At 43.0% G+C, this 26,323-nt stretch carries 26 protein-coding genes; 13 read left to right on the top strand and 13 right to left on the bottom strand.

Going from position 1 to position 26,323, the window contains the following annotated elements; all coding sequences use genetic code 11:
• Nucleotides 1-26: 26 nt before the first annotated feature.
• The 3 genes from prfH to N480_RS23075 form a co-directional block, all read right to left on the bottom strand.
• Nucleotides 27-653, bottom strand: coding sequence for a peptide chain release factor H (prfH, locus tag N480_RS23085; RefSeq protein WP_063374779.1), 627 nt, complete (start codon nucleotides 651-653; stop codon nucleotides 27-29).
• The gene (locus N480_RS23080; RefSeq protein WP_063374778.1) at nucleotides 650-1,816 is read right to left on the bottom strand and encodes an RNA ligase RtcB family protein; all 1,167 of its coding nucleotides are present in this window, start codon (nucleotides 1,814-1,816) and stop codon (nucleotides 650-652) included. The genes prfH and N480_RS23080 overlap by 4 nt, the downstream gene beginning before the upstream one ends.
• 387 nt (nucleotides 1,817-2,203) lie before the next feature.
• Entirely contained in the window at nucleotides 2,204-2,872 is a 669-nt protein-coding gene (locus N480_RS23075; RefSeq protein ID WP_063374871.1) for a VC0807 family protein, read from the bottom strand.
• Between the two features lie 353 nt (nucleotides 2,873-3,225).
• On the opposite strand from N480_RS23075, the gene argA reads away from it, so the two are divergent.
• The 6 genes from argA to sdhD all read left to right on the top strand — a co-directional run bounded on the left by argA (nucleotide 3,226) and on the right by sdhD (nucleotide 8,287).
• Nucleotides 3,226-4,572: an amino-acid N-acetyltransferase gene (argA, locus tag N480_RS23070; protein WP_063374777.1), complete on the top strand. Its 1,347-nt coding sequence runs from the start codon at nucleotides 3,226-3,228 to the stop codon at nucleotides 4,570-4,572.
• A gap of 399 nt (nucleotides 4,573-4,971) precedes the next feature.
• Complete coding sequence (locus N480_RS25510; RefSeq protein WP_155732934.1) at nucleotides 4,972-5,145, top strand: hypothetical protein; 174 nt, start codon at nucleotides 4,972-4,974, stop codon at nucleotides 5,143-5,145.
• Nucleotides 5,146-5,352: 207 nt separating this feature from the next.
• Entirely contained in the window at nucleotides 5,353-5,601 is a 249-nt protein-coding gene (locus N480_RS23065) for a hypothetical protein (RefSeq protein ID WP_063374776.1), read from the top strand.
• 233 nt (nucleotides 5,602-5,834) lie between these two features.
• Nucleotides 5,835-7,391, top strand: a complete 1,557-nt coding sequence (locus tag N480_RS23060) for an AbgT family transporter (protein ID WP_063374775.1) — start codon at nucleotides 5,835-5,837, stop codon at nucleotides 7,389-7,391.
• Between the two features lie 186 nt (nucleotides 7,392-7,577).
• A complete protein-coding gene (gene sdhC / locus N480_RS23055; RefSeq protein ID WP_063374774.1) occupies nucleotides 7,578-7,958 on the top strand; it encodes a succinate dehydrogenase, cytochrome b556 subunit in 381 nt (126 codons plus the stop codon).
• Entirely contained in the window at nucleotides 7,949-8,287 is a 339-nt protein-coding gene (sdhD, locus tag N480_RS23050) for a succinate dehydrogenase, hydrophobic membrane anchor protein (RefSeq protein WP_063374773.1), read from the top strand. Before sdhC ends, sdhD begins: the two co-directional genes overlap by 10 nt.
• Nucleotides 8,288-8,298: 11 nt before the next feature.
• On the opposite strand, the gene N480_RS25505 is transcribed toward sdhD, so the two are convergent.
• Together N480_RS25505 and chrA are read right to left on the bottom strand one after the other, a co-directional pair.
• The gene (locus tag N480_RS25505; protein ID WP_155732933.1) at nucleotides 8,299-8,436 is read right to left on the bottom strand and encodes a hypothetical protein; all 138 of its coding nucleotides are present in this window, start codon (nucleotides 8,434-8,436) and stop codon (nucleotides 8,299-8,301) included.
• Nucleotides 8,437-8,794: 358 nt separating this feature from the next.
• Nucleotides 8,795-9,940 carry a chromate efflux transporter gene (gene chrA, locus N480_RS23040; protein ID WP_063374771.1) on the bottom strand — a complete coding sequence of 382 codons (1,146 nt, stop codon included), beginning with the start codon at nucleotides 9,938-9,940 and terminating at the stop codon, nucleotides 8,795-8,797.
• A gap of 111 nt (nucleotides 9,941-10,051) precedes the next feature.
• Between chrA and N480_RS23035 the strand changes: the two genes are divergently transcribed.
• Nucleotides 10,052-10,984 carry a LysR family transcriptional regulator gene (locus N480_RS23035; protein WP_063374770.1) on the top strand — a complete coding sequence of 311 codons (933 nt, stop codon included), beginning with the start codon at nucleotides 10,052-10,054 and terminating at the stop codon, nucleotides 10,982-10,984.
• A gap of 32 nt (nucleotides 10,985-11,016) precedes the next feature.
• Here the strand turns inward: N480_RS23035 and N480_RS23030 are convergent, their stop codons facing one another.
• Nucleotides 11,017-11,769, bottom strand: a complete 753-nt coding sequence (locus tag N480_RS23030; RefSeq protein WP_063374769.1) for a spondin domain-containing protein — start codon at nucleotides 11,767-11,769, stop codon at nucleotides 11,017-11,019.
• 98 nt (nucleotides 11,770-11,867) lie between these two features.
• On the bottom strand, nucleotides 11,868-12,800 hold the full coding sequence (locus N480_RS23025) for a LysR family transcriptional regulator (protein WP_063374768.1): 933 nt from the start codon (nucleotides 12,798-12,800) through the stop codon (nucleotides 11,868-11,870).
• A 112-nt stretch (nucleotides 12,801-12,912) separates the two neighbouring features.
• Here N480_RS23025 and N480_RS23020 point away from each other — a divergent pair, with 112 nt between their 5' ends.
• From N480_RS23020 to nth, 3 genes are all read left to right on the top strand, one after another.
• Complete coding sequence (locus tag N480_RS23020) at nucleotides 12,913-13,113, top strand: hypothetical protein (protein WP_063374767.1); 201 nt, start codon at nucleotides 12,913-12,915, stop codon at nucleotides 13,111-13,113.
• Nucleotides 13,114-14,043: a sodium-dependent bicarbonate transport family permease gene (locus N480_RS23015; protein WP_063374766.1), complete on the top strand. Its 930-nt coding sequence runs from the start codon at nucleotides 13,114-13,116 to the stop codon at nucleotides 14,041-14,043.
• Nucleotides 14,044-14,139: 96 nt separating this feature from the next.
• A complete protein-coding gene (nth, locus tag N480_RS23010; RefSeq protein ID WP_063374765.1) occupies nucleotides 14,140-14,808 on the top strand; it encodes an endonuclease III in 669 nt (222 codons plus the stop codon).
• A 316-nt stretch (nucleotides 14,809-15,124) separates the two neighbouring features.
• On the opposite strand, the gene N480_RS23005 is transcribed toward nth, so the two are convergent.
• Both N480_RS23005 and N480_RS23000 read right to left on the bottom strand, forming a co-directional pair.
• Nucleotides 15,125-15,820 (bottom strand): tellurite resistance TerB family protein, encoded by a 696-nt coding sequence (locus N480_RS23005; protein WP_063374764.1) that lies wholly within the window; start codon nucleotides 15,818-15,820, stop codon nucleotides 15,125-15,127.
• A gap of 202 nt (nucleotides 15,821-16,022) precedes the next feature.
• Complete coding sequence (locus tag N480_RS23000; RefSeq protein WP_231101451.1) at nucleotides 16,023-16,256, bottom strand: helix-turn-helix domain-containing protein; 234 nt, start codon at nucleotides 16,254-16,256, stop codon at nucleotides 16,023-16,025.
• 261 nt (nucleotides 16,257-16,517) lie between these two features.
• On the opposite strand from N480_RS23000, the gene N480_RS22995 reads away from it, so the two are divergent.
• Nucleotides 16,518-17,087, top strand: a complete 570-nt coding sequence (locus N480_RS22995; RefSeq protein ID WP_063374762.1) for a hypothetical protein — start codon at nucleotides 16,518-16,520, stop codon at nucleotides 17,085-17,087.
• A 54-nt stretch (nucleotides 17,088-17,141) separates the two neighbouring features.
• Here N480_RS22995 and N480_RS22990 read toward each other — a convergent pair whose 3' ends face one another.
• On the bottom strand, nucleotides 17,142-17,540 hold the full coding sequence (locus N480_RS22990) for an ExbD/TolR family protein (RefSeq protein WP_063374761.1): 399 nt from the start codon (nucleotides 17,538-17,540) through the stop codon (nucleotides 17,142-17,144).
• A 273-nt stretch (nucleotides 17,541-17,813) separates the two neighbouring features.
• On the opposite strand from N480_RS22990, the gene N480_RS22985 reads away from it, so the two are divergent.
• Nucleotides 17,814-19,184: a serine hydrolase domain-containing protein gene (locus N480_RS22985; protein WP_063374760.1), complete on the top strand. Its 1,371-nt coding sequence runs from the start codon at nucleotides 17,814-17,816 to the stop codon at nucleotides 19,182-19,184.
• Between the two features lie 54 nt (nucleotides 19,185-19,238).
• On the opposite strand, the gene N480_RS22980 is transcribed toward N480_RS22985, so the two are convergent.
• Together N480_RS22980 and N480_RS22975 are read right to left on the bottom strand one after the other, a co-directional pair.
• A complete protein-coding gene (locus N480_RS22980; protein ID WP_063374759.1) occupies nucleotides 19,239-21,419 on the bottom strand; it encodes a DUF6359 domain-containing protein in 2,181 nt (726 codons plus the stop codon).
• Nucleotides 21,420-21,537: 118 nt separating this feature from the next.
• Nucleotides 21,538-23,643, bottom strand: coding sequence for a bifunctional 2',3'-cyclic-nucleotide 2'-phosphodiesterase/3'-nucleotidase (locus N480_RS22975; protein WP_063374758.1), 2,106 nt, complete (start codon nucleotides 23,641-23,643; stop codon nucleotides 21,538-21,540).
• 319 nt (nucleotides 23,644-23,962) lie between these two features.
• On the opposite strand from N480_RS22975, the gene N480_RS22970 reads away from it, so the two are divergent.
• Nucleotides 23,963-25,051: a hypothetical protein gene (locus N480_RS22970; RefSeq protein WP_063374757.1), complete on the top strand. Its 1,089-nt coding sequence runs from the start codon at nucleotides 23,963-23,965 to the stop codon at nucleotides 25,049-25,051.
• Between the two features lie 23 nt (nucleotides 25,052-25,074).
• Here the strand turns inward: N480_RS22970 and N480_RS22965 are convergent, their stop codons facing one another.
• Nucleotides 25,075-26,169 (bottom strand): helix-turn-helix transcriptional regulator, encoded by a 1,095-nt coding sequence (locus N480_RS22965; RefSeq protein WP_063374756.1) that lies wholly within the window; start codon nucleotides 26,167-26,169, stop codon nucleotides 25,075-25,077.
• Nucleotides 26,170-26,323 lie beyond the last annotated feature (154 nt).

Genomic DNA, 26,323 nt, shown 5'->3' with positions numbered 1-26,323 from the left:
CTTGTTAGGGAGTTGCAGGGCGCATACTAGTGTTTGGCGACAAACTTTGGCCCTTTAAAAACCCTCATAGGGTCGCCTCGTTCAACTTTCTGATGCTGTTGCCAACGCGATTTCTCTTGTGCGTGCACTTGTGTTTGCTGAATTTCAGCCAACTTTTGCAGAACCAATGCTCGAGCCAGCTTTTTATTAGCATGTTGGCTGCGCTCACTTTCAACGCGTACCGAAATCCCCGTTTTAGCATGCGTCGCTCTGACGGCTGAATCGGTTTTATTCACATGCTGGCCACCGGCTCCCGATGCTCGGCATGTTTGAAAGGTGATCTCGGCGTCAAATTGATGCTCATCTAATTCATACATTTGGCCACTGAAAAACCAGTTTTTACGTCTATGGTTTGGACGAAATTGGCTTTCGCATACCCACAACATCGCGCCTTGCCAACTTTGCGCAAATTGCTTTGTGGCCTGTATATCAGGTGATGATAACTTCACCACGACTGACTTGTAGCAGGTTTGCTTTTCTGCGGGTGTCAACTCAAGAGTCTCGCAGACTATCCCTTGAGATTTGCTCTCTTTTAGTATTTGAGCAAAAGCTAGACCAAGCGCTTTACAGCATTCAAGGGGGCCTTGCCCAGAAGACAATTGCAATAAAATCATTCTGAGCAACTCCCATTGGTTTTAAACGTGAGTACAGGGCGAAGTCTGGCAATGACTTCAATTAATTTTGCATCAATGAGATCACTGATGATGGTTTCGCATTTTTTATAGGCTTGGGGTGCTTCATCGTACAGCAGTTCTTTGTTGCCACATATCACGCGGCTCCCAATTGCAGTGCGATACAAATCATCACGTTTGTATTTGTGACTCAAGCGCCCCTGACAATCACCTCGTTTCCACTTTCTGCCCGCTCCATGGGCCAGCGAAAGCAAGTTAGAGTGCGCTTGTTCACTGGTGCCAGTAATGGGTCGAACTAGGTAACTGTAATCACCTCGAGAACCAGGAATGACCACGCAGCCTTTATCGCTCGGCGTTGCGCCTTTACGGTGCAGCCAGCCAAAGGTGTTACCAATACGTGTTTCACAAACTAAATTGTGATTAATATCTAACGTGCAGTGCCCAGTGGCTCTGATGGCATCTAAAAAGCGTAGCGCAATCAACTCTCGGTTGAGCTCGGCCCATCGCAGCGCCTCGTCGTGCGCCGTTATATAGTCTTGAAAACTCGCCTCATGGATGTGCAACCCGTCATGATTATAGTGTTCAATGTGGTTTACTAAAATGGATTGGCCTAAACCTCTTGAGCCGGAATGCACTAATAGTTGCAGCTGCTTTTTGTTGAGGCCAAGCGACTCCAAAGCGCTTTGGTCATACACTTCGTCGATAGCTTGGAACTCAGCAAAATGATTGCCACCGCCTATTGTGCCTAGTGCATGGTCAAAGCGATGAGTGACAATGTTTTTTTCTGCTTTACGTGCCTGAATTATTTGTTCCCAGCTCGCATCAAGAGGCTGCTCTACGTGTGCAAACTTTTTAGTCAGCTTGTCTAAGTTGACCTTAGCGACCTTCACGGAAGTTTGCCATAGCGACATTCCACAGCCAATATCGTTACCGACAAGTGCTGGATAAACTTTATCTTGAGTAAAAAACGCAGCCCCAATAGGGTAGCCTCTTCCTGGGTGTAGATCTGGCATACCAGCTACATGGTGCATACCTGCAAGCTGAGAAGTTTTAACTAGTTGCTGGATAGCTTGCCCTTCAATCCACGTATCATCAGACGCAATGAGGGTCGTATTTTCTGTAATTTTTTGGACGGAGTTGCCCATAATACCAATACCTTAAAATAGTATTTAAAACGAAAAACGTATTGGCAGGCCGTACTCACTTTAAGTGACCGGAGGTAGCTTTACACGAAAGCTAAAAATGTAGTTAGCTTCTAGCTACTTAGCGGATTAGACCTGCAAAGGGTAATAATGTATGTGTCATGGTTTATACTCCTCTACAGTTAGGTGGTAATGAATAATTCGGCGCAATGTTAGTCCCTTTTTTAAACCAATGCAAACACAAATTTTATATTTGTTGGTCACAATAACGGTGGCTAAAAGCGCGGGGATAATGTACAAATTAAAATTAAGACTTTTTAAGTGTTTGTTTATTTTGATTTTATAGGCTTGGGGAGAGGCGTGACTGCTCCCCAAATAGTCGTGTACTGTCTATTCTGGTTCGTGGAACATCTCTTCAACCTTTAACCCTGTGAGCTTCTTGAGGGAGGTTAGGAGATAATAAAGCGCAACAAAAAAGATGATCATGGTAGGTAGCACAATGACTGGGTAACTCAGTGCGGTCATACGGCCCAATTCGCTATTGTAAGCTTCAGTGCCAGCTGGGCTGACGACGATCATTTTTGCCAAGACATAGTTTAATACCGACGATAAGAAAAAGGATGCGGCAAGAATATTGGATGCGACAACTTGCACTTTTGACAGCTTTTCGGTGTTGCCTGCTTGCTCCAGTGCAGACTCTATTTTTTTGATGTCCATGATATTGTCGTTAAACATCATTGTTTTAAGTAGCGGGTATTTAGTGTATTGGCTTACTACGATGGCAATACCGATGATGCCCGGTATTAACGCTTCTTTAATCGCAATGTATTTAGCATCAAGCTCTAGCAAGCTAATGCCGCCAGTTAGAAGAACAGACACAATGCCTAGTCCAGAAATAAAGTTGAATTTCCCTGTTCTACTGCGCTCCCAAAGACCAAAACCGACAGGGAAGGCAAGGGCTACGATAATACCCAATGTTGGTCCTAAAGAATCTTCACCAGACAAGCGAGTAAGCACAAGTACAGGAATAATAATGTTAAACATCAACTGGCTAAACATGCCAGATTGTTTCTTGTCAGTTTTAGGCACAAGCACCTCATTAAAAATAATCTGAAATTGATTAGAGTGTACGGCAATTTAGGCCTGCGCGGCAATCTTCATCAACAATCCACAAGGCATTCGACCAGTTTTTCGTACAGCAGACAGTAACTTCTAATAGCATTACAGTGATGTGAATGCTTATTCACGAGGTTGCATGTTATCAATGTTGCTTTTATTGGGATTTAAAAGTTGGGTTGTAGATGAAAAAGCACAATCAAAGAATAATAATTCTTTAATTGTGCATAATAATTCTTTATGATGTTGGGTAACTTGTTCGTGTTTAATCATTCTGCATTCAAAAGGTAAATACAGTGCGTACAACTGAATTGGTCGCTGGCTTTCGCCAATCTACTCCGTATGTAAACGCTCACCGCGGCAAAACGTTTGTCGTTATGCTTGGTGGAGAGGCCGTGGAGCAACCAGGTTATCGAAGCATCATTAATGATGTGGCTTTATTAACGAGCCTAGGCATCAAAATTGTTTTGGTGTTTGGTGCGCGACCACAATTTGACAATGCTTTGTCCCAAGCTGGTATCCATAGCGCGTTTCACAATGGGATCAGAGTCACTGATAACGAGTCGCTTCAAACTATTAAGCAAGTGAGCGGCGCGATGCAGTTAGATATTACGGCAATGCTTTCGATGTCACTTTGTAGCACGCCTATGTCTGGAACTTCATTAAATGTGGTGAGTGGAAACTTTGTGATTGCTCAGCCTCTTGGGATTGATGATGGGGTGGATTATCATCACTCAGGGCGTGTTCGCCGTGTTGATGTCGATGGGATCAGGCATCAACTAGACAATAATAGTATTGTTCTGTTGGGGCCCATTTCGGCTTCTGTAACTGGGGAGAGTTTTAACTTAACCGCAGAAGAAATTGCAACTCAGGTGGCGCTTAAGCTCAATGCGGACAAGATGATAGGATTCTGCCATGAAGCGGGTATCCTAGATGAAAAAGGTGAGGCGATTGCGGAGTTGATGCCCAATGAAGCCGCTCATTTGTTGGCAAAGTACCACAAGAGCAGTGAGATTTGTAAAAGTGCTGCGGTGTTTTTAAATGCGGCAATCGAAGCATGTCGAGGGGGGATCCATCGATGCCATCTAGTGAGTTATAAAGAGGACGGTGCACTGTTGCAAGAGCTTTTTTCATTGGATGGGATTGGTACGCAAATCGCGCCACAAAGCTCAGAGCAATTGCGAAGTGCAACAATTAGCGACATTAATGGTGTGCTTAACCTGATCCGTCCGCTTGAAGAGCTGGGCTATTTGGTGCGTCGATCAAGAGAGCAATTGGAGATGGAAATTGAGCAGTTTACAGTCATCGAACGGGATGGCTTAATCATTGCCTGTGCTGCTCTTTATACATTCCCAGAAGAAGAAGCCGGAGAGTTTGCAAGTCTTGCTGTGCACCCACAGTACCGAGATGCGGACAGAGGCAGCTTTTTATTAAGAACAGTCATAAACAAAGCAAGAAAACAGGGCTATAAAGCTCTATTTGCTTTGACTACGCGCAGTATCCATTGGTTTTTGGAGCAGGGTTTTGACTGTGCCAACGTGGACGACTTACCAGCTAAGAAAAAATCACTATATAACTATCAGCGACGTTCAAAAATACTGAAGTTAGACCTGACTCGGCTGCCTAAAAACCGCCATTTTTAAGGCCATTTTTACCCTGTCACTTGGTTAATTGATTCAGTGATGGGGTAAAAGTCTTTGAGATATTGTGCCTGTGCAGAGTCAATAAACCAATTTACCCGCCAAAACTTTAACCGCAATTAAGAAATAAACCTAATAACACTGTGTCTTAACCCTTCTAATAAGGTGCATGATGCTACTTAGCAACTCTGGGCTTTTGCGAGGGTGCTTATTAAATGATTAATAATGTACCTTTTATGGGTTTTTATTTTGTTTTTTCTGAGGTAGGGTTACTTTACTGAATGATTAAGCCCTAATTTAGATGGGAGTTTAATTTTTCACTTTCCAATGTACGCCGGAATATAATAATAATAACAACATTCCGGCAGCAGTATTGTTTATAAAATGGTAAGGATTAACCATATGAAATTAAAATTACAAAAAAAACAAATTAAAAGCCTTTCTCAAAAAAATATTAATGATGGCAAAGCTTTAACACCTAATGCCGTAGGCGGTTTGGGTAATACTCATCAAACGGATGGTAATATTTGTCAAAATTTGTCTCTTGCTCCAAAAACATGCGGATACGTTGAGTAACCTCCCCCCTTTGACAGATTTGGTTGTTTGAGAGCATCATTTATGTGATGCTCATTGTCGTATCTACAAGGTTTTAATAACCAATCTTTTATACAGGCCCGACCTTAAGAGTCTGCTAATCTTCATCGTAATTGTTGAGCGCTTTATTTATCCGCCATTTCATAACTGATATTCTACCTGTATTGCACATCCAAAGAGCCAAACAGCATGATTGATGACAAAGAAGAAATTAGTACTTTAGTAGAGTTAGAGTCATTTTTGACTTTAGTGGAAAACGGAGGATTGGGACTGGAGAATGTAGCGGGCATTGCGCTTGCAGTACATAATAGCAGTGGCAGACCGTTTGTAGCGGTATTAGATGATAACCATCAGCTTTTGCTCGGGCGCTGGGTTACTCAGGAGGTCTTCGAAAATGGTAAAGACCTAGTAAGGGTTGGTCCTAAACAGCGCCATTAGTGTATTCGTCTGTTGAGTTAAAGGCGCGATTTTGTCGCTTTTAGCTCCGCTAGTTACAGTAATATTGGAAGCTTATCTGCATTTTGCGTGGCGATAGTGTTACATCTTCCCCCTCTTTTACTTCACCTCAAGCCTTTCTAAATTGTCTATCTGATGGTTAAAATGACACCTTTGTACTGATTTGACCGGTTGGTTGAAAAAGTAAGAAGTTTATAAACATTAGGAAAATTCGCGTGTCGACAGCTGAAACGGTAAAACAAAATGGGAGTGGGGTTATCTCATTTATAGAAAAAGCCGGTAAGAAAATCCCTGATCCCATTATTATATTTATATGGTTCATCCTAGGTGCCTTTGCTTTAACAGCCCTCATCGGAGGTTTAACGTTTGAAACACAAGGTGCAGATGGGAACCCGGTTATCCATACGATTAAAAACATGACAGATCCTACGCATGTTGTATGGTTTTTTGACAATGCCTTGTTGCAAAATTGGCTTGGGTTTGGCAATGGGATACTTGGTGTGATCCTGATCGTGATGCTTGGCGTTGGGGTTGCAGAAAGCTCGGGTTTATTCAATGCGATAATTAAAAAACTAGGTACTCGCTTAAAAGACAAGTACTTAGCTCCTGCCCTTATCTTCTTGGGGATTATGAGCTCCATTGCGACAGATGCGGGTTATCTAATTTTAATTCCGCTCGCAGGTTTACTCTACGCAGGGCTTGGTAAAAATCCATTGATTGGTATGGCGGCTGCGTTTGCGGGGGTTTCGGCTGGGTTCAGTGCAAATTTACTCCCAGCAACGCCAGTTGATGTTGTTATTGGTTTAAATGCACAGATCTTTGCTGAATCACAGGGGATTCCGTTTACGGATGCGAATGGCAATGAATTAACGCCAGCAACGATGCATTATTACTTTATTTTTGTATCTACCTTTATGCTAGTCGGTATTGGTGCGTGGGTAACTAAAAAGTTTGTAGAACCGAGACTGTCGAAGATGTCCTACGAGCTACCAGAAGGCATGGATCTATCTGATTTTGCGGTTACGGAGCAAGAGAAGAAAGGTCTTAAAGCCGCTTTATGGGGGTTATTACTATCATTAGGTTTGGTTGTATTACTCGCAATTGGACCGTTAGCGCCTTATGTTGATGAGTCGGGAAAAACCATCACACCTTACTTAAACAATGTCATTTTACTCATCACTTTAGTCTTCACGACTGTAGGAGCCGCATTTGGTGTAGCAACCGGCAAGTTTAAAAGCCTCCAGGATGTCGTAAAAGCCATGGTCGCACAAATGAATACAATGGGTTATATCCTTGTATTGACCTTCTTCTGTTACAACTTCTTAGGTATTTTGGGTTATTCAGGGTTAGGTACTTACATCACATATATTGGTGCAAGTGGTTTATCTGCACTTGGTCTTCAACAATTCCCAATTCTCCTGATTATTGGTTTTGTGATTACCACTGGATTGATAAACCTGTTTGTGGGCGGGTTAACATCAAAGTGGATGCTACTAGGACCGATTTTCGTCCCGATGTTATATCAGGTTAACCCAGCTATGACGCCAGATTTGGTTGCTGCGGCTTACCGAGTAGCAGACTCTTCTACTAATATTATTACGCCAATGATGACCTATGCAGGTGTCATTTTAGCATTTATGCGCAAGTACAAACCTGATCTGAGTTTTGGTGAGGTTATTGCGATGATGATCCCATACTCAGTGGCATTTTTGATATTCTGGACGTCACTGTTGGTTGGCTTTTTTGCCTTTAACATTCCATTCGGTTTCTAATATCAAAGCATAAAAGCGAAGATAGCTACATACATTAAATGCAAAAACGCCGCGAGATGTTCGCGGCGTTAGCTTTTTTAAGCCCTTTTGCTTTTTTAAATTCAAGTCCACTTTGTAGATGTGATATTTGTAAGTGGTAATGATTTGCGTTAGCATTTATTGAAATTAAACATCTAGGTATTCAACATGAGAAAAGAACGGCCAACTAATTTGGCAATTCAAACCATGGCATTACCCATTACTGCGTATGCTTCAATTTTGCACAGAGTAAGTGGCGTTATAGTCTGGGGCGCGGCTGTGGTTTTACTGCCATTGCTAATTTTTGCTATACAATCAGCACAAAACTTCGACACGCTAAGTACAATTTTTAATGAAAACTTTTTTGCGCAATTTGTAGTTTGGGGATTATTAACGGCACTAGGTTACTATTGCTTGGGGACACTAAAACATATTATTCAAGAGTTTGGATATTTCGAAGAACTCGCCAGTGGTTGCATGATTTCTCGTGTTGCGATTGGGCTAGGTGTGTTACTGAGTATCGTTGTGGGAGTTTTGATATGGCTATAATGAACATTGCGCGGTCGGGTACTAAACAGTGGGTTTTGCAGCGTATTAGTAACGCTATCATCGTCGCGTACAGCATATTGATTGTGGTGATGTTGTTATCTGAACCTGTAACCAGTCACCATGCATTAGTGAACATGTTCACACCACAGTGGTTTAAAATAGTAACAACGCTCGCCGTATGCGTGTTTGCTTTTAACGGTGTGATAGCCGGTTGGCAGATTGCTGGTGATTACGTCAAAGGCGATACGATCAACAAAGCCTTTAACTTAGTTTGTGTGTTGTTGAGTTTGTCTATGCTCGTAACTGTTACAAAACTCATCTGGCTTTAGTGCAATAGATATCAGTCATACTGCTCTTCTTCTAATGGGAAGAGCAGATCAAATAAAGGCGCAATGACACTCACGGCAATTAAAGCGGCAGATAACGCCCAGACATAGCCAAGTTCAGTATTTGCTTCAATTAACCACGATACGCTCATGCTAAGCCAGAACACATTAAACAGCATAATGTAAAAGTTGGGCTTTAATGACTTGGCACAATGTTTACAGCGAACCGATTCTCTGTTCAGCAGTGGTGTTCGCTCACCCAGTGTTAGTGGTTTATTACAACAAGGACAGGGGCGTGTGACAAAATCTTTTAGCATAACTAGACTTGAATGATAATTGTTATCATTCAAGTCTAGTGGTTTTATACTGCAATTGAAACCCCTAAATGACAGCTGGCACAATTTTTATCGATTAAATATTAGAAATGTACTTATTCCCCATGTTGCCGGGGAATAGAGAGAAGTTGATAAGAAAAACGGCGAAGACTTCCGTGTCTTTGTTTGAATAAAATTAAATGAACCCCAAGCCAAAACCAGCGAGCATAAAGGTCAATACAAGCCAAATTATTGGGAGTTTAAGCTGTTTCATTAGGAAAAAGCCAACGAGCACTAAGGCTAGGTCCAGCGGTTGTATTACTGCGCTGAGGAAGACTGGTTGATATAAAGCTGCTAGCAATAGCCCAACAACCGCAGCGTTTACACCACTCAATGCGCCAGCAACTCGTGGCATATTTGCCAGCATTTGCCAGTTTTTTAGAACCGCTAAAAGGAGTAAGAAACCTGGCAAGAACACGGCTAATGTCGCGACGAGGGCACCTGTCAGTGGGCTGCTAGGCATCAACTCATAGCCGATGTAAGTTGCAAAGGTAAACATTGGGCCCGGTACAGCTTGTGCAGCAGCATAGCCAGTTAAAAAAGCGTCTTGGCTAAGGTTGTCACCAACGATATTCTGCAGCAGCGGTAATACAACGTGGCCACCACCAAACACCAAACTACCCGCTTGATAAAAATCATTGAATAAATCAATGAGTGGGGAAAAAGTGGCGATAAACGGCAAAGTCACCAGTAATACCGTAAACAAGGCTAGCGGTGCGTAACTTGGCCGAAAGCTTTGCGGCGCTGGCGAAGTGGTTGTCGGTTTTAAGTAGTGAGCCCCCACCATAGCTGCGAGGACAAGCACACCGATTTGAGTAGTAATACTAGGGGCTACAAGCAACGCGATGGCTGTACCGACACATAATCCGACAGTGAGAGTGCGCTTACAGAAGTTTTTGAACATACCCCAAGCTGCGTCAGCAACCACGACAACAGCGAGCAGTTTTAGACCGTGTACGACATTTTGAAATGCACTGCTGTCGGTAACGTGACTGGCAAGTAAGGCAAGTCCTATCATGATGATCACCGAAGGCAGTGTAAAACCTAGAAAAGCCGCGAATGCGCCAGGTAATCCTCCGCGTTTGTAGCCCAGTGCAAAACCGACTTGGCTGGACCCAGGGCCTGGCAAAAACTGACTTAACGCGACAATTTGTCCATATTCATGGTCATCTAACCATTTGAGTTTCTCAACAAAGGTTTGCCTAAAATAACCTATGTGCGCAGCTGGTCCGCCAAAGCTTACCCAGCCGAGCAAAAAAAACAGTTTGAAGATTGAAAGCATGTGAAGACTTTATTTGAAGTTATTTTTTAATCGTGCCTATAGGTTAAAAAATGGAATATAATTAATCAAATTAATAGTATTGATTAATATTATGAATAAAATGGGATTGTAGTGAGTTTTTCAGATTTTCAGTGGCGAAACATAGATTTAAACTTGTTGGTAGCCTTTGCTTATTTGTATCGATATGAAAGTGTAAGTATTGCCGCAGAAAAAAGCTGTGTCAGTCAATCTGCAATGAGTCATAGTCTGGCACGTTTGCGGCGCTTATTTGATGATGCGTTGTTTGAGCGCCAAGGTCATAAAATGCGCCCAACAGAGCATGCACATGTTCTCGCGCCAACAATAAATCAAATACTTGATTCAGTTACCCATGACCTTCTAACCACGGTAACCTTTGAACCAAAGGCGTATCGGGGTGTTTGTCGTATTGGTTTAACTGATTATGCAGAAGTTATTTTTGCTCCGCTGATTTATGATGTGATCCGTCAACAGGCACCGCATGCTCAGGTTAGTTTTCTCAATGTTAATCGCAGCAATTACATCACATTGGCAGAGCAAGAAAAGTTAGATGTCATCATCGGCAGCATGCCAGAACTACATCATTCCTTTCATCGCACATTTTTATATACGGAGCGTCATGTGTGTGTGGCTGATCCCGAGATGATTGATATTGAAAGCGGGTTAAGTGTTGAAGAGTTTGCAAACATTGAACATGCATTGGTGAGCCCTGATGGTCAGCTTTCGACACAAGTAGATAAAACGCTGCAACATATTGGGTTATCTCGTAAAGTAACTGTCGCAACCCGTAACTTTTTAACCGTACAGTTTTTACTAAAGCAGCGGCGTTTAATTGCGATTGTCCCGCAGAAAATGGCTGAAATCGCATGTTATAACAATGGGCTTGAGCACTTTTCGCCACCTATAACTGTGGCTGATTTTGATATTTCGATGCTGTGGTTTAGCCGCAAAGAGAGAGAAGATAAAAACATTTGGCTCCGACACCTGATACAAGATGCCATTGTTTCACTGTCCAAAGCAAAATAAAGCCATGCTGCTCGACATGGCTTTGTTCCTTGTTACTCCATCAGTTTTATCGTGATAAAGCCAATTGTGTCAGCACTTTGAAAATGGATCCCTTCCGCAAAGTCAGTATCACTGCGGGCACTATTTAGTAAGGTGATCGTACCCTGTGGTTCGGTTGCTTGGTTTGCTGCAGAAAATGTTACGCCACTATCGCTGCCAGCATCATACACTTTTAACTGGACTGTCTGTTCAGTTAGCCACTGGCTCTCGTTGAATAAGGAGAGGCTGTTAATGCCAATAAACCAATCGGGACTTGGGGCAACCATAGAAACTACACTGAGCAAGGGAAAGTCTTGGCTGGCCTCAAAGGTCATGCTCACACTTTGACTATTGCCAGATATGCCAGACTCGTCAATGAGGTAATTAGAATTCCCCTGATTTTGAATGTCGCTGATCTCTTCTTTCAATGCGGCTTTAGAGCCTGTTTCAGCCATGCTTACAATACCGGCTGATGCAGATTCTCCGCGCTGAAATATCCGTCCCTCGGCGTTATGTGTAAGCCCTATGACTGGTGAAAAGTGGGTGCCGCTTGGATAGTTAGTCGGGAATTTTTGTGCGTCCCAAGTACGCGTAAATGTTAACTCATAGGTGGTATTATTTGGTGCTGCTGGCGGAGTAGTGGGGGTGGTCGGTGTCGTGGTATTTTCGGAAGCCGTTGGTGTGCTCGTGTCACTACTACTGCTACCTCCACAGCCAACTAAGGTAAGTACAGCGCTGAGTGTTACTAACTTGAATACATCATTCATATCTAACCTCTAAAGGTAAGGGGGCCTGTGAAACACAGACCTAGCATTGCGCAACTATCTTTCAAAATTTAGTATAAATTATGCTCACTTTGTGGGGGCTAAAGTTTGATCGCTTTTTGCATTATGTCTCTGCCCTCTGTTTCAACGTAGTTGAGGAACACGTTTGCAATGGGCGATTGCACTTTGCGCTTGGTCCATGAGAAAGACCACTTTGACCGAATGGGGAGTGACTCTACGTTAATGACTTTTACGTCATGTATCTCACCAAAAGCGAGCGTATGAGAAGAGAGGATCGACACGCCAAGTTTTGATAAAACTGAGTGAATAATGGCTTCGTTGCTGGCGATGGTCATTTTTATATTTGGTTTGACGCTCTGGTTCTGAAAAAAAGCTTCTGTCGCGTAGCGTGTTCCCGAGCCCGATTCGCGAATTAAAAAATCTTCTTGGCAAAATTCTGCGAGCGTTACACTTTGTTGTTTACTAAATGGGTGAGAAGCTGGGGCAATTGCGACTAAGTCGTTAGACATAAATTCAATGACTTCGAGATCGAGACCCTCAGGTAAGTGACTGAAAACATAAAAGTCATCTAAACCTTGCTCTAATCGCTCAATGACCTGTTGTCTGTTTGCTACTGTAAATTGAATATCAATACCGGGGTAGCGTTCACAAAACGGACCGAGTAAATGGGGGATAAAGTATTTTGCTGTGGTGACACTAGACAGTCTCAATGTGCCCGATTTGAGCCCGCGCAGGTTCGATAAGTGCATATCTAACTCTTCGCAACGTTGCAATATTTGCTTGGCAGTCTCAACCGTCGCAAGACCTGCGTCGGTGAACTTTAACTGTTTTCCGGCTTGTTGATAGAGAGGGAAGTCGATGGCTTCAGCAAGCTTTTTTAGCTGCATTGAGACTGTGGGCTGGGTTAGAAAAAGCTTTTCTGCCGCAGCCTTAACACTGCCTCCTTCATACAGCGCGAGAAGAATTTCTAGCTGTCTAAATGTACCAATATGTGCGTGTAATCTGGATGCCATATGTATGCCTGCTTACATGATTAGATTATTGTCTATGAACTAATTAGTAACTATCTATTTTTATCTATATTTGTATTTTTGTAAAATCCTCAAAAATAACGAGGAGAAGTGTATGACGTTTAAAAATCTGGCATTGCCTTTAATAACGAGTTTTTGTCTTTTAGCCTTTTCTTATTTCAGCATGCAAATTGGTACCAGTGCTGTGGGGTTTGCTGTTGTGGCTCTTTGTTTATTCGTTTTAGCCCTTATACACAACTTTAAAGCTTCAACGGTTAAGCGTTCTACCCCTTATGCAGCTGAGGTCAAGTCGTAAATGATAGACGCAGTAGTCGCATTTTTCGTGCTCGGTATTCTTGCTCAGCTGCTGGGTGCTAAAATCCCATTTACGGATGGGTTGTACAAATCTCTCAGCATGTTTTTAATGATAGCCATTGGCTTAAAGGGCGGGATAGCATTACAGCAACATGTTGATTCTTCGTTATTATTCATGTCCATGGCGGTGGTTGGATTTGGTTTACTATTACCACTTGTGGCGTATCCATTACTGAGATATTTTGGTCAATTGGACAAAGTGAATGCCGGTGCTATTGCAGCGCACTACGGCTCTGTCAGTGTAGCGACCTATGCCGTTGCAGTCGCTTTGCTTGAGGCCAACAATATCAAGTACGAAGCGTACTTCCCCTTATTTGTTGTGTTACTTGAAATGCCGGCGATTGTGGTTGGCTTGGTGCTGGCTAAAGGCAACTTTAAAATTATTAATCGAGCGTTTGTTAAAAAAGAGCTGGTTGCAAATCAAAGCATTTTATTAATGGTTGGCAGTTTAATCGTTGGTTTTGCCGGTGGAGAAAGCGTACAAAAACTGACACCTTTTTTTGTTGAATTGTTCCCAGGTATTCTAGCCTTGTTCTTATTAAAAATGGGTTTGGTTGCTGGTGAGCAATTAGGTGCGTTAAAAAAGAACAGCGTGTTTTTAATCAGTTTTGCGGTTCTAATGCCTATGATTGGTGGACTGGCTGGTACAGGGTTGGCGCTACTGCTAGGTTTTAGTGCTGGTGGAATCGCATTAATGGCTGTCCTTGGCGCGAGTGCTTCATACATCGCTGTACCCGCTGCAATGAGAGAGAGTTTGCCGGAAGCGAATGCGGGTATGTCTATTACCGCTTCACTGGGAATTACATTTCCGTTCAATGTACTAATTAATGTCCCTTTCTTCATTGCGCTTGGGCAATTTGTTGGCGCATAATCCACATCTTAATCTTGTATGTTGTTACTGACGTCCACAGGGCGTCAGTGTACATTATGCTGCATAGCTTAAAGACATATAAATAGGTAAGAAGCCGTGACGGAAAAGAATTTATTAAAAGCAGAGCGCGTGGCATATATTCTCGAAGAATTACAAGCACGTTATCCAAACCCACCTATACCACTCGCTCATAAAGATCCCTATACCTTATTAGTTGCTGTGCTGTTGTCTGCGCAATGTACCGATGAGCGCGTGAATAAAGTGACGCCAGCTCTTTGGCAATTGGCTGATAATCCGTTTGATATGGCAAAAAAATCTGTTGAAGATATTCAAAATATAATTCGCCCTTGCGGTTTATCGCCGCAAAAATCTAAAGCTATCAAGACGCTTTCCGAAATCTTAGTCGCCGATTACGACGGTATCGTGCCAGAAGATATGGAAGCGCTAGAAACTTTGCCTGGGGTTGGGCATAAAACCGCGGGCGTTGTGATGGCACAGGCATTCGGTGTACCTTCTTTTCCCGTTGATACGCATATTCACCGGCTGGCACAGCGTTGGGGACTCACCAATGGTAGAAATGTGGCGCAGACTGAAAAGGATTTAAAACGTCTATTTCCTAAAGCGTGTTGGAATGATTTGCACTTGCAAATTATTTATTACGGGCGAGATTTTTGCACTGCAAGAGGGTGTGACGGTACGGTATGCCCTATTTGTACAACTTGCTATCCCAATCGCAAAAAGCCAAAGTTGGTTAAAAAGCCATAGTTGTTTGCTCAAGATCTGTTTAGGCATAGGGTCTAAACAAATATGCCAAATGAGATGCAAGGTATTACAAGTTGAACCACTGCACCTTTTTGAAAATGGGTTTGAAGATAAATTGACTGGCTCGAACCCGCGTTTTAACGCGATATTTGCGCTTTTTACCCGAGTAAGAAAAAAACACCTCGCACTATATTAAGCGTGTGAGCCAACCACACCAAGGCGTGTTTCTCTCAGCACTCGCTTAAGCAAATATGAGTAATAGAGAGCACGCCTTTTTTATGTGGTGTCGGTCTATCTGTTTGGGCCATTGCTAAATAGATTATTGCACAGCTGCAAGCTCTTGATGAATGGACTGTACCAGCTCTCTGGGTAAGCAAAGTTGTTGAGCAAGTGCCTGCAAATATTGCTGTGATACGCTCTGATGTAAGTCAATGGCACTGGCACTTGCGGCATATACCTCTATGCCAGTCTGTGCATTGGGCACCGCTTGGACAAGTTCGGTTAAACTCATTGGTTTTCTTAGCTCGTCAAACAGCATTGCTTTTTCAGTAACACTTAACGCCATAGTCTCGACCTGGGCAAATATTTTTTGTCGTTCAATTTCATCGATGTGGCCATCGGCATAGGCTGCTGCAATCATGGCACGCATAATAATTAACTGGCCAGAACCCCCTTCATTTTCAGCTACTTCCTCGAAGCTTTGCTCGGGCATTTTGGCGGGTGTAAAGTCGAATGTGCGATTAGGTCTACTGCGCCCAGCCATGGCTTGGTCATAGGCTGCGCTGTCTCTTTGCTGATTGGATGCCTGACTTTGTTCTGAATACTGTTTGTACGCTTTCCACGCCAGCCCCCCAACGGCTGCCAATGCGCCATATTTTACGGCTTTTTTACCGGTTTTTTTTCCCTTTTTACTGCCCAGCAACGAGGTCAATCCACCGCCAGCAACCCCACCTAAAAATCCATTTAATGCGCCAGATTTATTGAGGCTTCCTACGAGTTTTTGTAATTCTTTCATCGCTGTCTCCTTGTTTTTGGTTTTACTCAGAGTAGGGGAAATGAGGCGCTTTGAAAACCACCATTTTGTTACAAATCGATTCAACCACTGAGTGGTTTTGCTGCTAAGTTTAGAGGCTGAGAGAGGAGTTTTGGGGCGCGTTGGTGCGAAATCACATTGTATTTATCACACTAAAACTCAATTTGCTTCTACTGCATTTAACTCAAATTGGCGCGTCGCTTAGCAATTCTTTTATTGGAATTTGATAGAATAAAGCAAGCTGTCTGGCTGTGCGGTGGTAAACACGATACCCGCATTCTGCACGCTTTAAAGTGGCAATAGAAACACATAAAGCGCGTTCTTGACATGCACATGCGAGCTTCTCTTGGCTCAACCCTAAATCCCGACGTAATTGTTTCAGTCTTTGACTGTTTAGCTGTACTCGGCCATCCATCATTAGTGCTCCTTACAAAGGGTAAGTAAGCCTAGCAATGACTCTAACGCTTCGCCAATCACACAATACAAAGCGGTGTTTTTTAAAGTGTACGGTACTGTCAGAAATGCTGCACAGCAGGGGACATCTTGCATCTAGCTTGATACCAAACTGATACTAACCTGATACCGATAAGTGCCTAGTAGGTGTCTACACTTGGAACCAAATTCAAGGTGCACTGATCACCAGTGTGCTGTTCACTTAAAGAGATAAAAGGAAAACGTTATGTCTCAAGCAAATCGCATGTTAGGTGGGTATGGTCCAGTGGTTTTAGCACAGGACTTTGATAAGGAATATATCAGCGCATTTGAGCATATCAATCAACGCGCAGGTGTTGATATCAAGCCATTGGCTGGCCAATCACAAGTCGTAAATGGCACAAACTATGCGTTTTACTGTTTTGTTTCACCGGTGGTTGCACCGGGCATTCCGCAGGTTAATCGTCTAGAGCTGATTGTAATAAATCAGTTAGGAGATCAATATACTGAACTTAAAGACCGTGTCTTCAGTGAGCCTGTATTAGTACCACCAATTGGCTCTTTTGATTCTGTTGCGCTTCGTAATGATTTTAGTGATGCTGAGCGTCAAACAGCAGAAAAAATTGAGTCCATGATTGGTGTTAGATACGACATTTTGGCAGCTCAACAACAGGTTGTAGCAGGTCTAAACTTTGCGTTTTACACCGTGGTTGAGCCTGTTACTCCAAACGCTCAGGCATTTTTCGCGCGCCTAGATGTATACGTGAATTTACGTGGCGAAATTGAAAACGAAAACCTCGTGCATATTCAACCATAATATATGTGCCACGGTTTAGTTGACCCTAAACCGTGGCAATCTGTTTCTGCACACTTACCAGCTCGCCAAAGAAACTGGTGCACTGGTTTGAGATTTAACCGCGTTGAGTACTTGTTCTAAAGTGTTGTGCTCACTTTGTGCATGGGCCTTCAATCCAATTGATGTAATGTCACCTCTGGCTGCTACTCTGGCGATATTAATTGCAATTGTGTCTACATCGATTTGCCTTTCGTTCAGATAGATTAAGTTCTTATCATCAATACTGATTTGTGGTGTCAAATTGGGCATTAGAGAGCGTGCAGCTTTATCTTGCTTACTGATATCCAACACAGGTTCTTTAGAAAAACTCGCGGTAACAATAAAAAAGATGAGCAGAATAAAGACAATATCAAGCATCGGGTTCATATCTACATTGGCACTTGGTTGCATCGCAAATTGATGTTTTTTACTCATATGGGTACTCCTTATGGGTGGCTGCGCAAAATTGTCATTTTTGTTTGGGTATAACGCCGCAGTATCAAAAAAGGGGTGATTAAAATGCAATTAAAGTTTGGAGAGCTTAGGGTAAAAGCTCGAAACTAAACGTATTACATACAGGTGTTTGGGTTTGTTACACAAGCACACAGATAGAAAGGCTTTGTAACAGTGTTGTACATTTTTTGACTTTGAAACTGAGGAGGGGCGTGGTGGAATGAGTTTAATTTCACTCAAAACAAGGAAAGAAAAATGAAAATGTCTCTTATTGCAGCTGTCGTATCAGCCTCCATGTTGTTTGGTGCGTCTACTGCTTTTGCCAGCGATTCAAAAGCGGATAAAGCGCAATATCGCGCCGTGCTTAAAAATGAACTATCCAAGAAACAACCAGGTGCGGCTGCACTCATCAGCAAAGAAGGTGATGTAATTTTTAAGAAAGCCATCGGGAGTGCAAACCTTGAGTTAAATATACCGCTTAAGGCTAAAAATGTTTTTAAAATAGGTTCGATATCTAAGCAATTTACTGCTGCCGCAATCATGATTTTACAGGAACGGGGCAAACTCTCAGTACATGATGATATCCATAAATATGTACCGGATTTTCCGACCGAAGGGCACGTTTTAACGATTGAACAACTGCTAACCCATACCTCAGGTCTTGCCAATTACACCGAAGACAGAGAATTGATGTTAAAAGAAGTTCAGGCGCCTGCAACACTTGATGAGATTTTAGCAAGATTTGCCGTTCACCCAATGAAGTTTCAACCGGGAGACGCGATGGCTTATTCAAATACCGGTTATGTATTGCTAGGTAAAATCATCGAAGTAGTCAGTGGTCAATCTTACGCGGACTTTATTGATGAGCATATCTTTGACAAATTAGGCATGAAAAATAGCCATTATGCAGGTCGCCAAATTATCAAGCATCATGTATCTGGATATGAGTTGAGTCCTAAAGGATATGTGAATGCTGGTTATATAGATATGATTTGGCCGCATGCAGCAGGCGCATTGTCATCGAATGTATTTGATTTGAATATTTGGTACACCGCGCTCGCGAACGGTTCATTGATCAGTGAACAAAGCTACCAACAGATGATAGCACCGGTGACTCTCAACGATGGGAGTGTATCAAATTATGGCTATGGTCTAGTTACCACCACCATTGGAGAGTATCAGGCTATTGGCCATGCTGGTGGTATTCACGGTTTTGTCTCTGATGCGGTGTATATTCCAGAAGAGTCACTTTATGTTGCTGTACTTGCTAACTCAACAGATCGCAATCCACAGGTGTTGACGCAACGTCTGGCCGCCAAAGCGTTAGATTTACCAAGCCCAAGCTATAAGGAAGTCCGGTTGACATCACAGCAACTAAACGCGTTTGAAGGCGCATACCAATTTGAAAGCGGTGCGGTGCGTCGCATTGAATATCATGATGGAGATTTATATACGCAAGAGGGGGATGGCTATATCGCTGAGTTATTACCAGCTTCGTCAGATACGCTATTTTTTGATCAAAGCACGGCGTATATGAAGTTTGAAACGAATGAACAGGGTGATACCGTTATGAATTTGTACGTAAACTTCTCCGAAATACCCCTTAAAGCAATAAAAATTCGCTAACAGTTGAAAGCCAAAAGGAACCTCGTTCCTTTTGGCTTTAGAAAGTATCGCAGATTAATTTAACAGGGTTAAATTGCTCACACTGCGCACACCGGGGTGACTCATATAATCATTTTTAATCCCCTCGACACGAAGGCGCTTACCAATCAGTTCAGGGTTAAGCAATGGGCTAAATGTATCTCGCTGAGATGATTCAAGTTTAATGTATAGCTTGTTGCCAGCATTACTCGGGTCCGTTAACTCCAGCGCATATTTGTTATTGATTGCAGCGGTGATAGTACCGCTTACAACAACTGGTTGGCCGTTATTCAATGCCAATACATCAGATACCGACAGATCACTGCCTTGATCTGGGTCGCCATTTCCATTGCCTGAAGAGATGGTAATGCTAGATACTTGGCGAACGCCAGGCTGGCTCATATAGCTATCTCTTACACCTTTGATAACTAATGTGGCATTTAAAATATCAGGGTTTAGCTCTGGGCTGAACTGCGCACGTTGGCTACTTTCAAGCTTGATATTGATGGTGAAACTCGGGTCGTTCAGGTCTTCCAATATGAGCGCATAAATACTGTTTAGGCCTGATTTTACTCGCCCTGTAAGCTCAATTGCTTCACCTTGTGCAGTTGCAAGCGCCTGCTCAACGGACATATATGAAGGGGCAATTTGTAGATCTGTCACATAACGGATCCCTGGTTCACCCATATAGCTATTACGTTTACCCGTGACAATGATGTTTTGATTAAGAATTGCAGGGTTCAGCTGTGGGTTAAAGTCAGCTCTTTGGTTGCTCTCAAGCTTCACATAAATATGGGTTGCAGGGTTATTGAGGTCGCTCAATGCCAGTCCGTAGATCCCATTGATGGCGGCAGTTACTTTGCCCACGACAACAACAGGGGTATTTTGTGCTGCTGCTAATGCATCAGTCACTGAGATTGCATTCCCAGGTGTTGGCGTTGGATCGGGGTCGGGGTTAGTTTGGCCGTCGCCATATGGCGCATTGAAGGAGTTGTTTTTATACGTATCGGTATTCCATGCGTCGAAACCTGATGCAGGAGTGCCCCAAGGTTGACCATTATTAGGGTCTGACATTTCCTGTGAGGCCATCGGAGTAGGCGTGACAAAGCCACTGTAATGACCATTTTGACCGTCAAAATACTGATAGCTTTCAGGTGTCGCTAGCCAGTTTATAATATTCACAGCAAGCACAGAAGCATGGCCTGGATCTGTCCATCCCGGATAGGTTCTTTTGGTGTTGCCATTGTCTTGACGGCGATATTTAGGCGTTGCGTCTTCAATAGGTGAAGAGTCACCGATAAATGCTGCTTTTCCTGCACCTGACTTTGCGATTGCAGCATAGGGGCCTTCAGCTTTACCACCAAAATACAGCCCTTGGTCTTTAGCGTGTCGCCACTTCACCGGGGTGTCTGACTCAGAAAAATAGACTAGGCCCTTAGCCTTTTGCGGATCTACGATGGCCAATGTGGCGCCTGCGGCCATTAAAATAGGGTCAACCCCTTGAGTGATCCCTTCTGTTTGTGAGCTAGGCTCAACACCACTCACCCCCTGCTTGTAGTCCACGCCATTAAAGCGAAAACGAATACCGAAGTTCTCAACTAGCCAGCCAGCACTCGCTGCTTTGGGGTTACGCCAATCACCATAGGCACCGCCCATATTGTATTTGCTGAGATCTGAGCGATTGTAGCCATTAAAAACTTCTGTGGCATCCCATGTATTGAGGTTACGGTCTGCATCGTAGTGGTCGGCAATGAAGAAGATGCCTTTGCCGCTTGCAACATATTGTTCTAGGGCTGCTTGTTCCGCAAGTGTGAATGGGCGATTGGTTTCAGCTAACACGAATACATCTGAGTCCTTAATCGCGTCATAAGTAATAATCGCCTCATTGGTATTACTGCCATTAGTGCGATCATCGTAGAAACGAATACGGCCATCATTATTTAAATCTATACCGCGGTATTCTTTAACGGTATAACCTTCTTGAACTAGCGCATCCGCGAAATCGGAGAAAGCGCCGTCGATTACCCAGTCAGCGTTACCTTCTACGCCGCCGTGTGAGACATCAAAGTAAACGGTCTTACCATTATTATTAGCAGCAGATGGTACTTTAACTGGTGCTGTATTGTTCCAATCATATGCTGCGGCAAGTGCAAAGCTACTTTGAGCAAGTAAGCCTGCACCGAGCAATACTGATAAGGTCAGTTTGTTCACTGTCATTTTTTCAATTCCCGTTGTAATGGTTTATTTTTGGCAGCCAAATTCCTAGATAGCTGCCAATGGGTGGCAATGGTGTGCAAGTGATGAATTGCACACCAAATCAGGTAGAGTCTTTGTATTATTGGTTTTGCGGTTGTGTCAGGTTGAGCTGATAGAGTGCAAAGCCGTCGTCGTTAGTTTCATTTAGCGGTTCGATATGCTCAAATTGCGCACTGTATGCTTTGGCTTCATCACTGTTTGAACTTGTAAATTGGATTTGCACATTATTGATTGGCGCAAATGTCCAGTTCTTATCTGCTGACGGATCTAATCCGTTACCGTCATTTTGTTCACTTTGATAAGTGATGTAATTGGCAACAACTTGGCGATTTTCATCTGGTGAATCGACTACGATTTTGTCTGCGCCGATATTCGGGAAATTACCACCGCCTGAGGCGCGATAGTTATTGGTCACGACCAAAAACTGCTGCGTTTCTGTGACTGCTTTTCCTTCAAATTGTAAGGCGATGATGCGCTCACCGTCAGACACTTTTTCACCTTTGCTAGTGTAGCGAGCTGGTTGGGTAATATCGATTTGATAGGTGACACCATCGATGACATCAAAGTTATAAGAAGGAAAATCAGGGTTGATTAGAGACTGCATTTCTTCGCTTTGAGGGTCGATTTGATTAAACTGCCCAGCGGACATTTCCAACCACTCTTTCACCTGTGCTCCATTTAGCTTAAGTACTTTCAGAACATTAGGGTAAATGTATAAGTCCGCGACATTTCGATATGCTATGTCACCTTTTGCAATGTAGGTGTAGTCGTCCGCGCCGCCACGACCGGCTCTAAATGGCGCGCCTGCGGACAAAACAGGCAAGTCCGATAGTTCTGTGCCTTGTACGATTTTCTGGGTGTACCAAGTTTGCGCATCAGTGACAATCTGAATAGAAGGGTCGTCATTAACGAGCGCAAAGAAGCTATTTACTTGGCTAGTTACTTTGGCGAAAGGCTTATTAACCCAAGTACGTGTTTCTTCATGATCATCATGGGTCGCAGCTTCAATAGTGGCGTCGTTAGTTACCAAGGAAATAACATTTCGATCTGCGTCTTGTTCGAATATGGGTTTAAGAGTTGATTGAGAGTCAGTGACTTGCCACCCATCTTCTTTGTATGTGAGGGTAAGATCTATGATACCTAAATGATTGCCCCAAAAACCAGGCATCACAGCGGCAACGCCATTGATGGTGCCTTTTTCTAAATCAATGCCTTTATCTTCCATGCCTGCATAGCGTGAGCTTGGGAAGTTAGCATGCGCGTGACCAAACATGATGGCATCAATGCCTTCAACTTTTGACAGGTGATAACTGGCGTTCTCTTTTTTATCGGTATGCTCTGAGGTATCTAACCCTGAGTGTGGAATAGCAACGATGATATCAGCGCCTTCTTCTTTCATTTTGGGCACATATTTATTCGCCATAGCAATGATGTCTTTCGCGATGACTTTGTTTTCGAGGTTTGCTTTGTCCCACTGCATGATTTGAGGCGGTACAAATCCGATGTAACCAACTTTAATTGTTTGCTCTTTCCCTGCGATGTCTTGGAATGTTTTTTCTTGGATTAAATAAGGTGCGAATAGAGGCACGTCATTAGTTTCGTCGTCGTCACCATCATATTTGAATACATTGGCAGAAATATAAGGGAAGTTGGCATCATCAATGGCTTCATGAAGAAACTCTAAACCAAAGTTAAACTCATGGTTGCCAATATTTGCCACGTCGTAGTCCAATGTATTCATTGCTTTATAGATGGGGTGAACTTCACCGTCAGCTAGGTTTTTGATTTTTGCAATGTAATCACCAAGTGGGCTGCCTTGTATGAGATCGCCGTTATCGACCAAAACTGAGTTTGTTGCTTCTTCACGGGCGCTGTGGATCAAAGCAGCTGTTTTGACCAAACCGACCTTATCGTCTTGCTTATCTGAAAAATAGTTAAAGTTGAGTATATTGGCATGAAGATCTGTGGTCTCAAGCAAGCGCAGTTGTAGCTTCGTACCGACCGTTGGGCTGGTGGGTTCTGGCTCCGGATCTGTTGGCGGTGTTGGCACTGGATCTGGTTTATCAGTTCCTTGTGTTGGCGCTGCTGGTTTTACTTCTACTTTGTTGTCATCTGAATCAAAGCACCCGGAAAGTAGCACGGATGTACCACATAAAATAGCCAGCGGCAGTAACTTGGTTTTCATAGTCCCTTCTCTTTTTTGATTTTTGAGCGGCCACTATAGAAGGGAAAAAAGACAAATAAGCTAAGAAAAAATGGCAAGTTAGTTCCAAAAATATGACATTTTATGAAGTGCTTATGAGCTCTGGGTAGCGTGAAAAAAATGACGGTATTTTATTTTTAATATTCTAATTTGTATGAATTTATTAATTTAAAATGTGGGTGGGAATATGAATTTATTTATCTTTTTTGGATAGCTCGATGCTAAGCCGTGCAAAACATTGCTTTTGATTAAAACTTGGGTACATTTAATAGGTTGTAAATCAGTATGTGCGGGTTAAGTTATGTCTTCATTTGAAGAGCGATTGAAACAAGTAGAAGAAAGGCTAAATAGGCAAGAGCTCTTGGGAGCGTCCTTAGGCAGTGTGATCGGGGCCGCTATTTCAATCGCTGTGTGGTTTCAAGTTTATATGTTTAACCCCAAGCTAGGTGTATTAATGCTACCTGTTAGTGGGGCTGTCATTGGACTCTTCGTGCGCTTTTTTGGGCGAGGGTACCTCGAATGGTTTTCGACAATAGCTTGTATGGTTTATGCGATTACAACGTTAGTTGCATGGTATATGGAGATAGTCATTGGCGGACACATTCCCTTAATTGTCTTGGCAGGACTCTTTTTTGCCGGGGGAGGGGTGGCTAATTATTTTGCTAAATTAAGTATGCCAATTGTGTTGGAAGAAGCTTTTGAACGCCTAAAGTTGTCGGATAACTTTCCAGAAAAGGGCACTAATATCAAGGGTATTACTGCGGTAATATTTTCGAGTACTTTGGCCTTGGGTGTGACCTACGGTGTTACATTCATGTTTGTCATCTTTAATTATCAACTGCAAAGCGTGCAAGAAGCCTCCGTTGAACAGGCACAGCAACAACGCATTGCACGTAAAGAGATTGAAGTGACAGAAGATGCGTTATCTCAATTCACAACGAGCCAAGCGCTACTCTACGCACATGCTTATTTTAGCGGTTATAAGTTTACTGAATTGGGGAGTTATACACGAGACTTCCCTCGTTCAATGCATAAATCTCAAATGATTCTAGAGCATTTGATGAAGGCGCGTGGCGATAGACGTGCGCAGTTTATTTTAGGCGTGCTGTTGCAGGGAAATAGAGGCGAGCGGCTGGTTAATTCGGCAGCTGAACAAGGCGACCACTACGCTGTCTTGTACAAAGCATTTTATGCGGGGTGCAATGCAGATGCTAGTACGGGTAATCAAATTTTAGATAATTTATATCCTACCGTAAAAGAATCGGCAATTAAGTCTGAAATCGAAAGTGTACGCTCTTATGGCTATGAGCCAGTATGTGCGGAAATTGCAAAGGCGCATTTTCCACATAGCTTCGTTCGAGGCTACATAGAGCTATTGCGATTACCTTAAATACGATAGAAAACACCTAAGCTCTAAGTACATCTCTGGTGGAACAGAGCGTGTTGCCGATATTGGTTGGGTGTTGTGCCTGTATATGATTTAAAAGCGCGCATAAAAGGTCCTACTGAAGCAAATCCACACTCTAAGCCAACCACCAAAACTGGCCAATGCTGTTTATCTGGGTCGATTAATATCTGTTTAGCGCGTTCAACTCTGAGCGTATTGATCAACTGATTAAAGTTCTTTGCATGTAAATGGTTTCTTAGCGCTCTACTTATTTTGTATTCAGGCACATTTAATGCTCTGGCAATATCGGCGACTTTAAGGTTGGCTTGCAAATAGTAGTTTTGTTCAACGAGTAGTGATTGGACTTGTTTGGCAAGCTCGACGTCACTTTCAAGGGGTATGCTGCAAGGTATTTCATTGGAGCCTGACTGTGAAGAAGAGTATGCATTGGTTGTTTCTTCGACAGTCGAATTTGATGTTTGAAAACGCCAAAATAAAAGAGATTGAAGGCCGACCAAAACACATAAAGTAATGCCCGACATGATACTGGCGAGGACTTCTGGATCTGATGCGAAGATACCTTTGACACTTTTGCTTACCAGTACAGCACAACCAAAAGTGACCATAAACAAGATGCGTTGCTGCTGTTCAGGTTTTCTTGCGTGTTTGAAGCCGCGCAAAGCTTCCCAAAACGAAAGAACTAAAATACACGAAGACAGCAAAATGGTTGCCTCGCGAAGCAGGTGACTGAATATGGGAAGCCACGCGGGATATAACGTCCATTGGTGTGTTGCAAACAGGTAGCCTTGCTGGATCATGATAAGCGCGGCGATGGCCAGTGCTACCGCGATATGAAGTAAGCCAATCGGATTTTTCTCTCTAAATAAGGCACGTGAAAAGAGCCAAATACAATTACAAGTGGCGCAAGTGGCCATGCCAATCAGATATTGATAAGGCCCAATCATATCACCTGTTAACTGTTTGAGTGCGACCATAGATATAGAACCGCAAAAGATTGCAAATAGAATATGGGCACTGTGTTTCTCTCGTACTGTCAATTGCGCCAGTAATAAAGTGAGGCTGACAGCAAGCAGCGTGAAGTGAACATAAACAGATTGCATAGAGAGTTCCGCACAATTTAGACCTGTACTATGGTAGTGAAAAGCTTCTATTTGCTCAATTTAGCTTTGTAAGAAATCTTTACTAAAAAGTGTGTGCCGAATTTCAAATTCGGTGCGACGAATTGATTTTTTATTGGCACCTTAGTAATTAAAT

The organism is Pseudoalteromonas luteoviolacea S2607 (assembly GCF_001625575.1).
GTDB classification, from domain to species: domain Bacteria; phylum Pseudomonadota; class Gammaproteobacteria; order Enterobacterales; family Alteromonadaceae; genus Pseudoalteromonas; species Pseudoalteromonas luteoviolacea_E.
The sequence above is the reverse complement of the archived record's forward strand: the minus strand, read 5'-3'. Positions and strand labels throughout refer to the sequence as shown.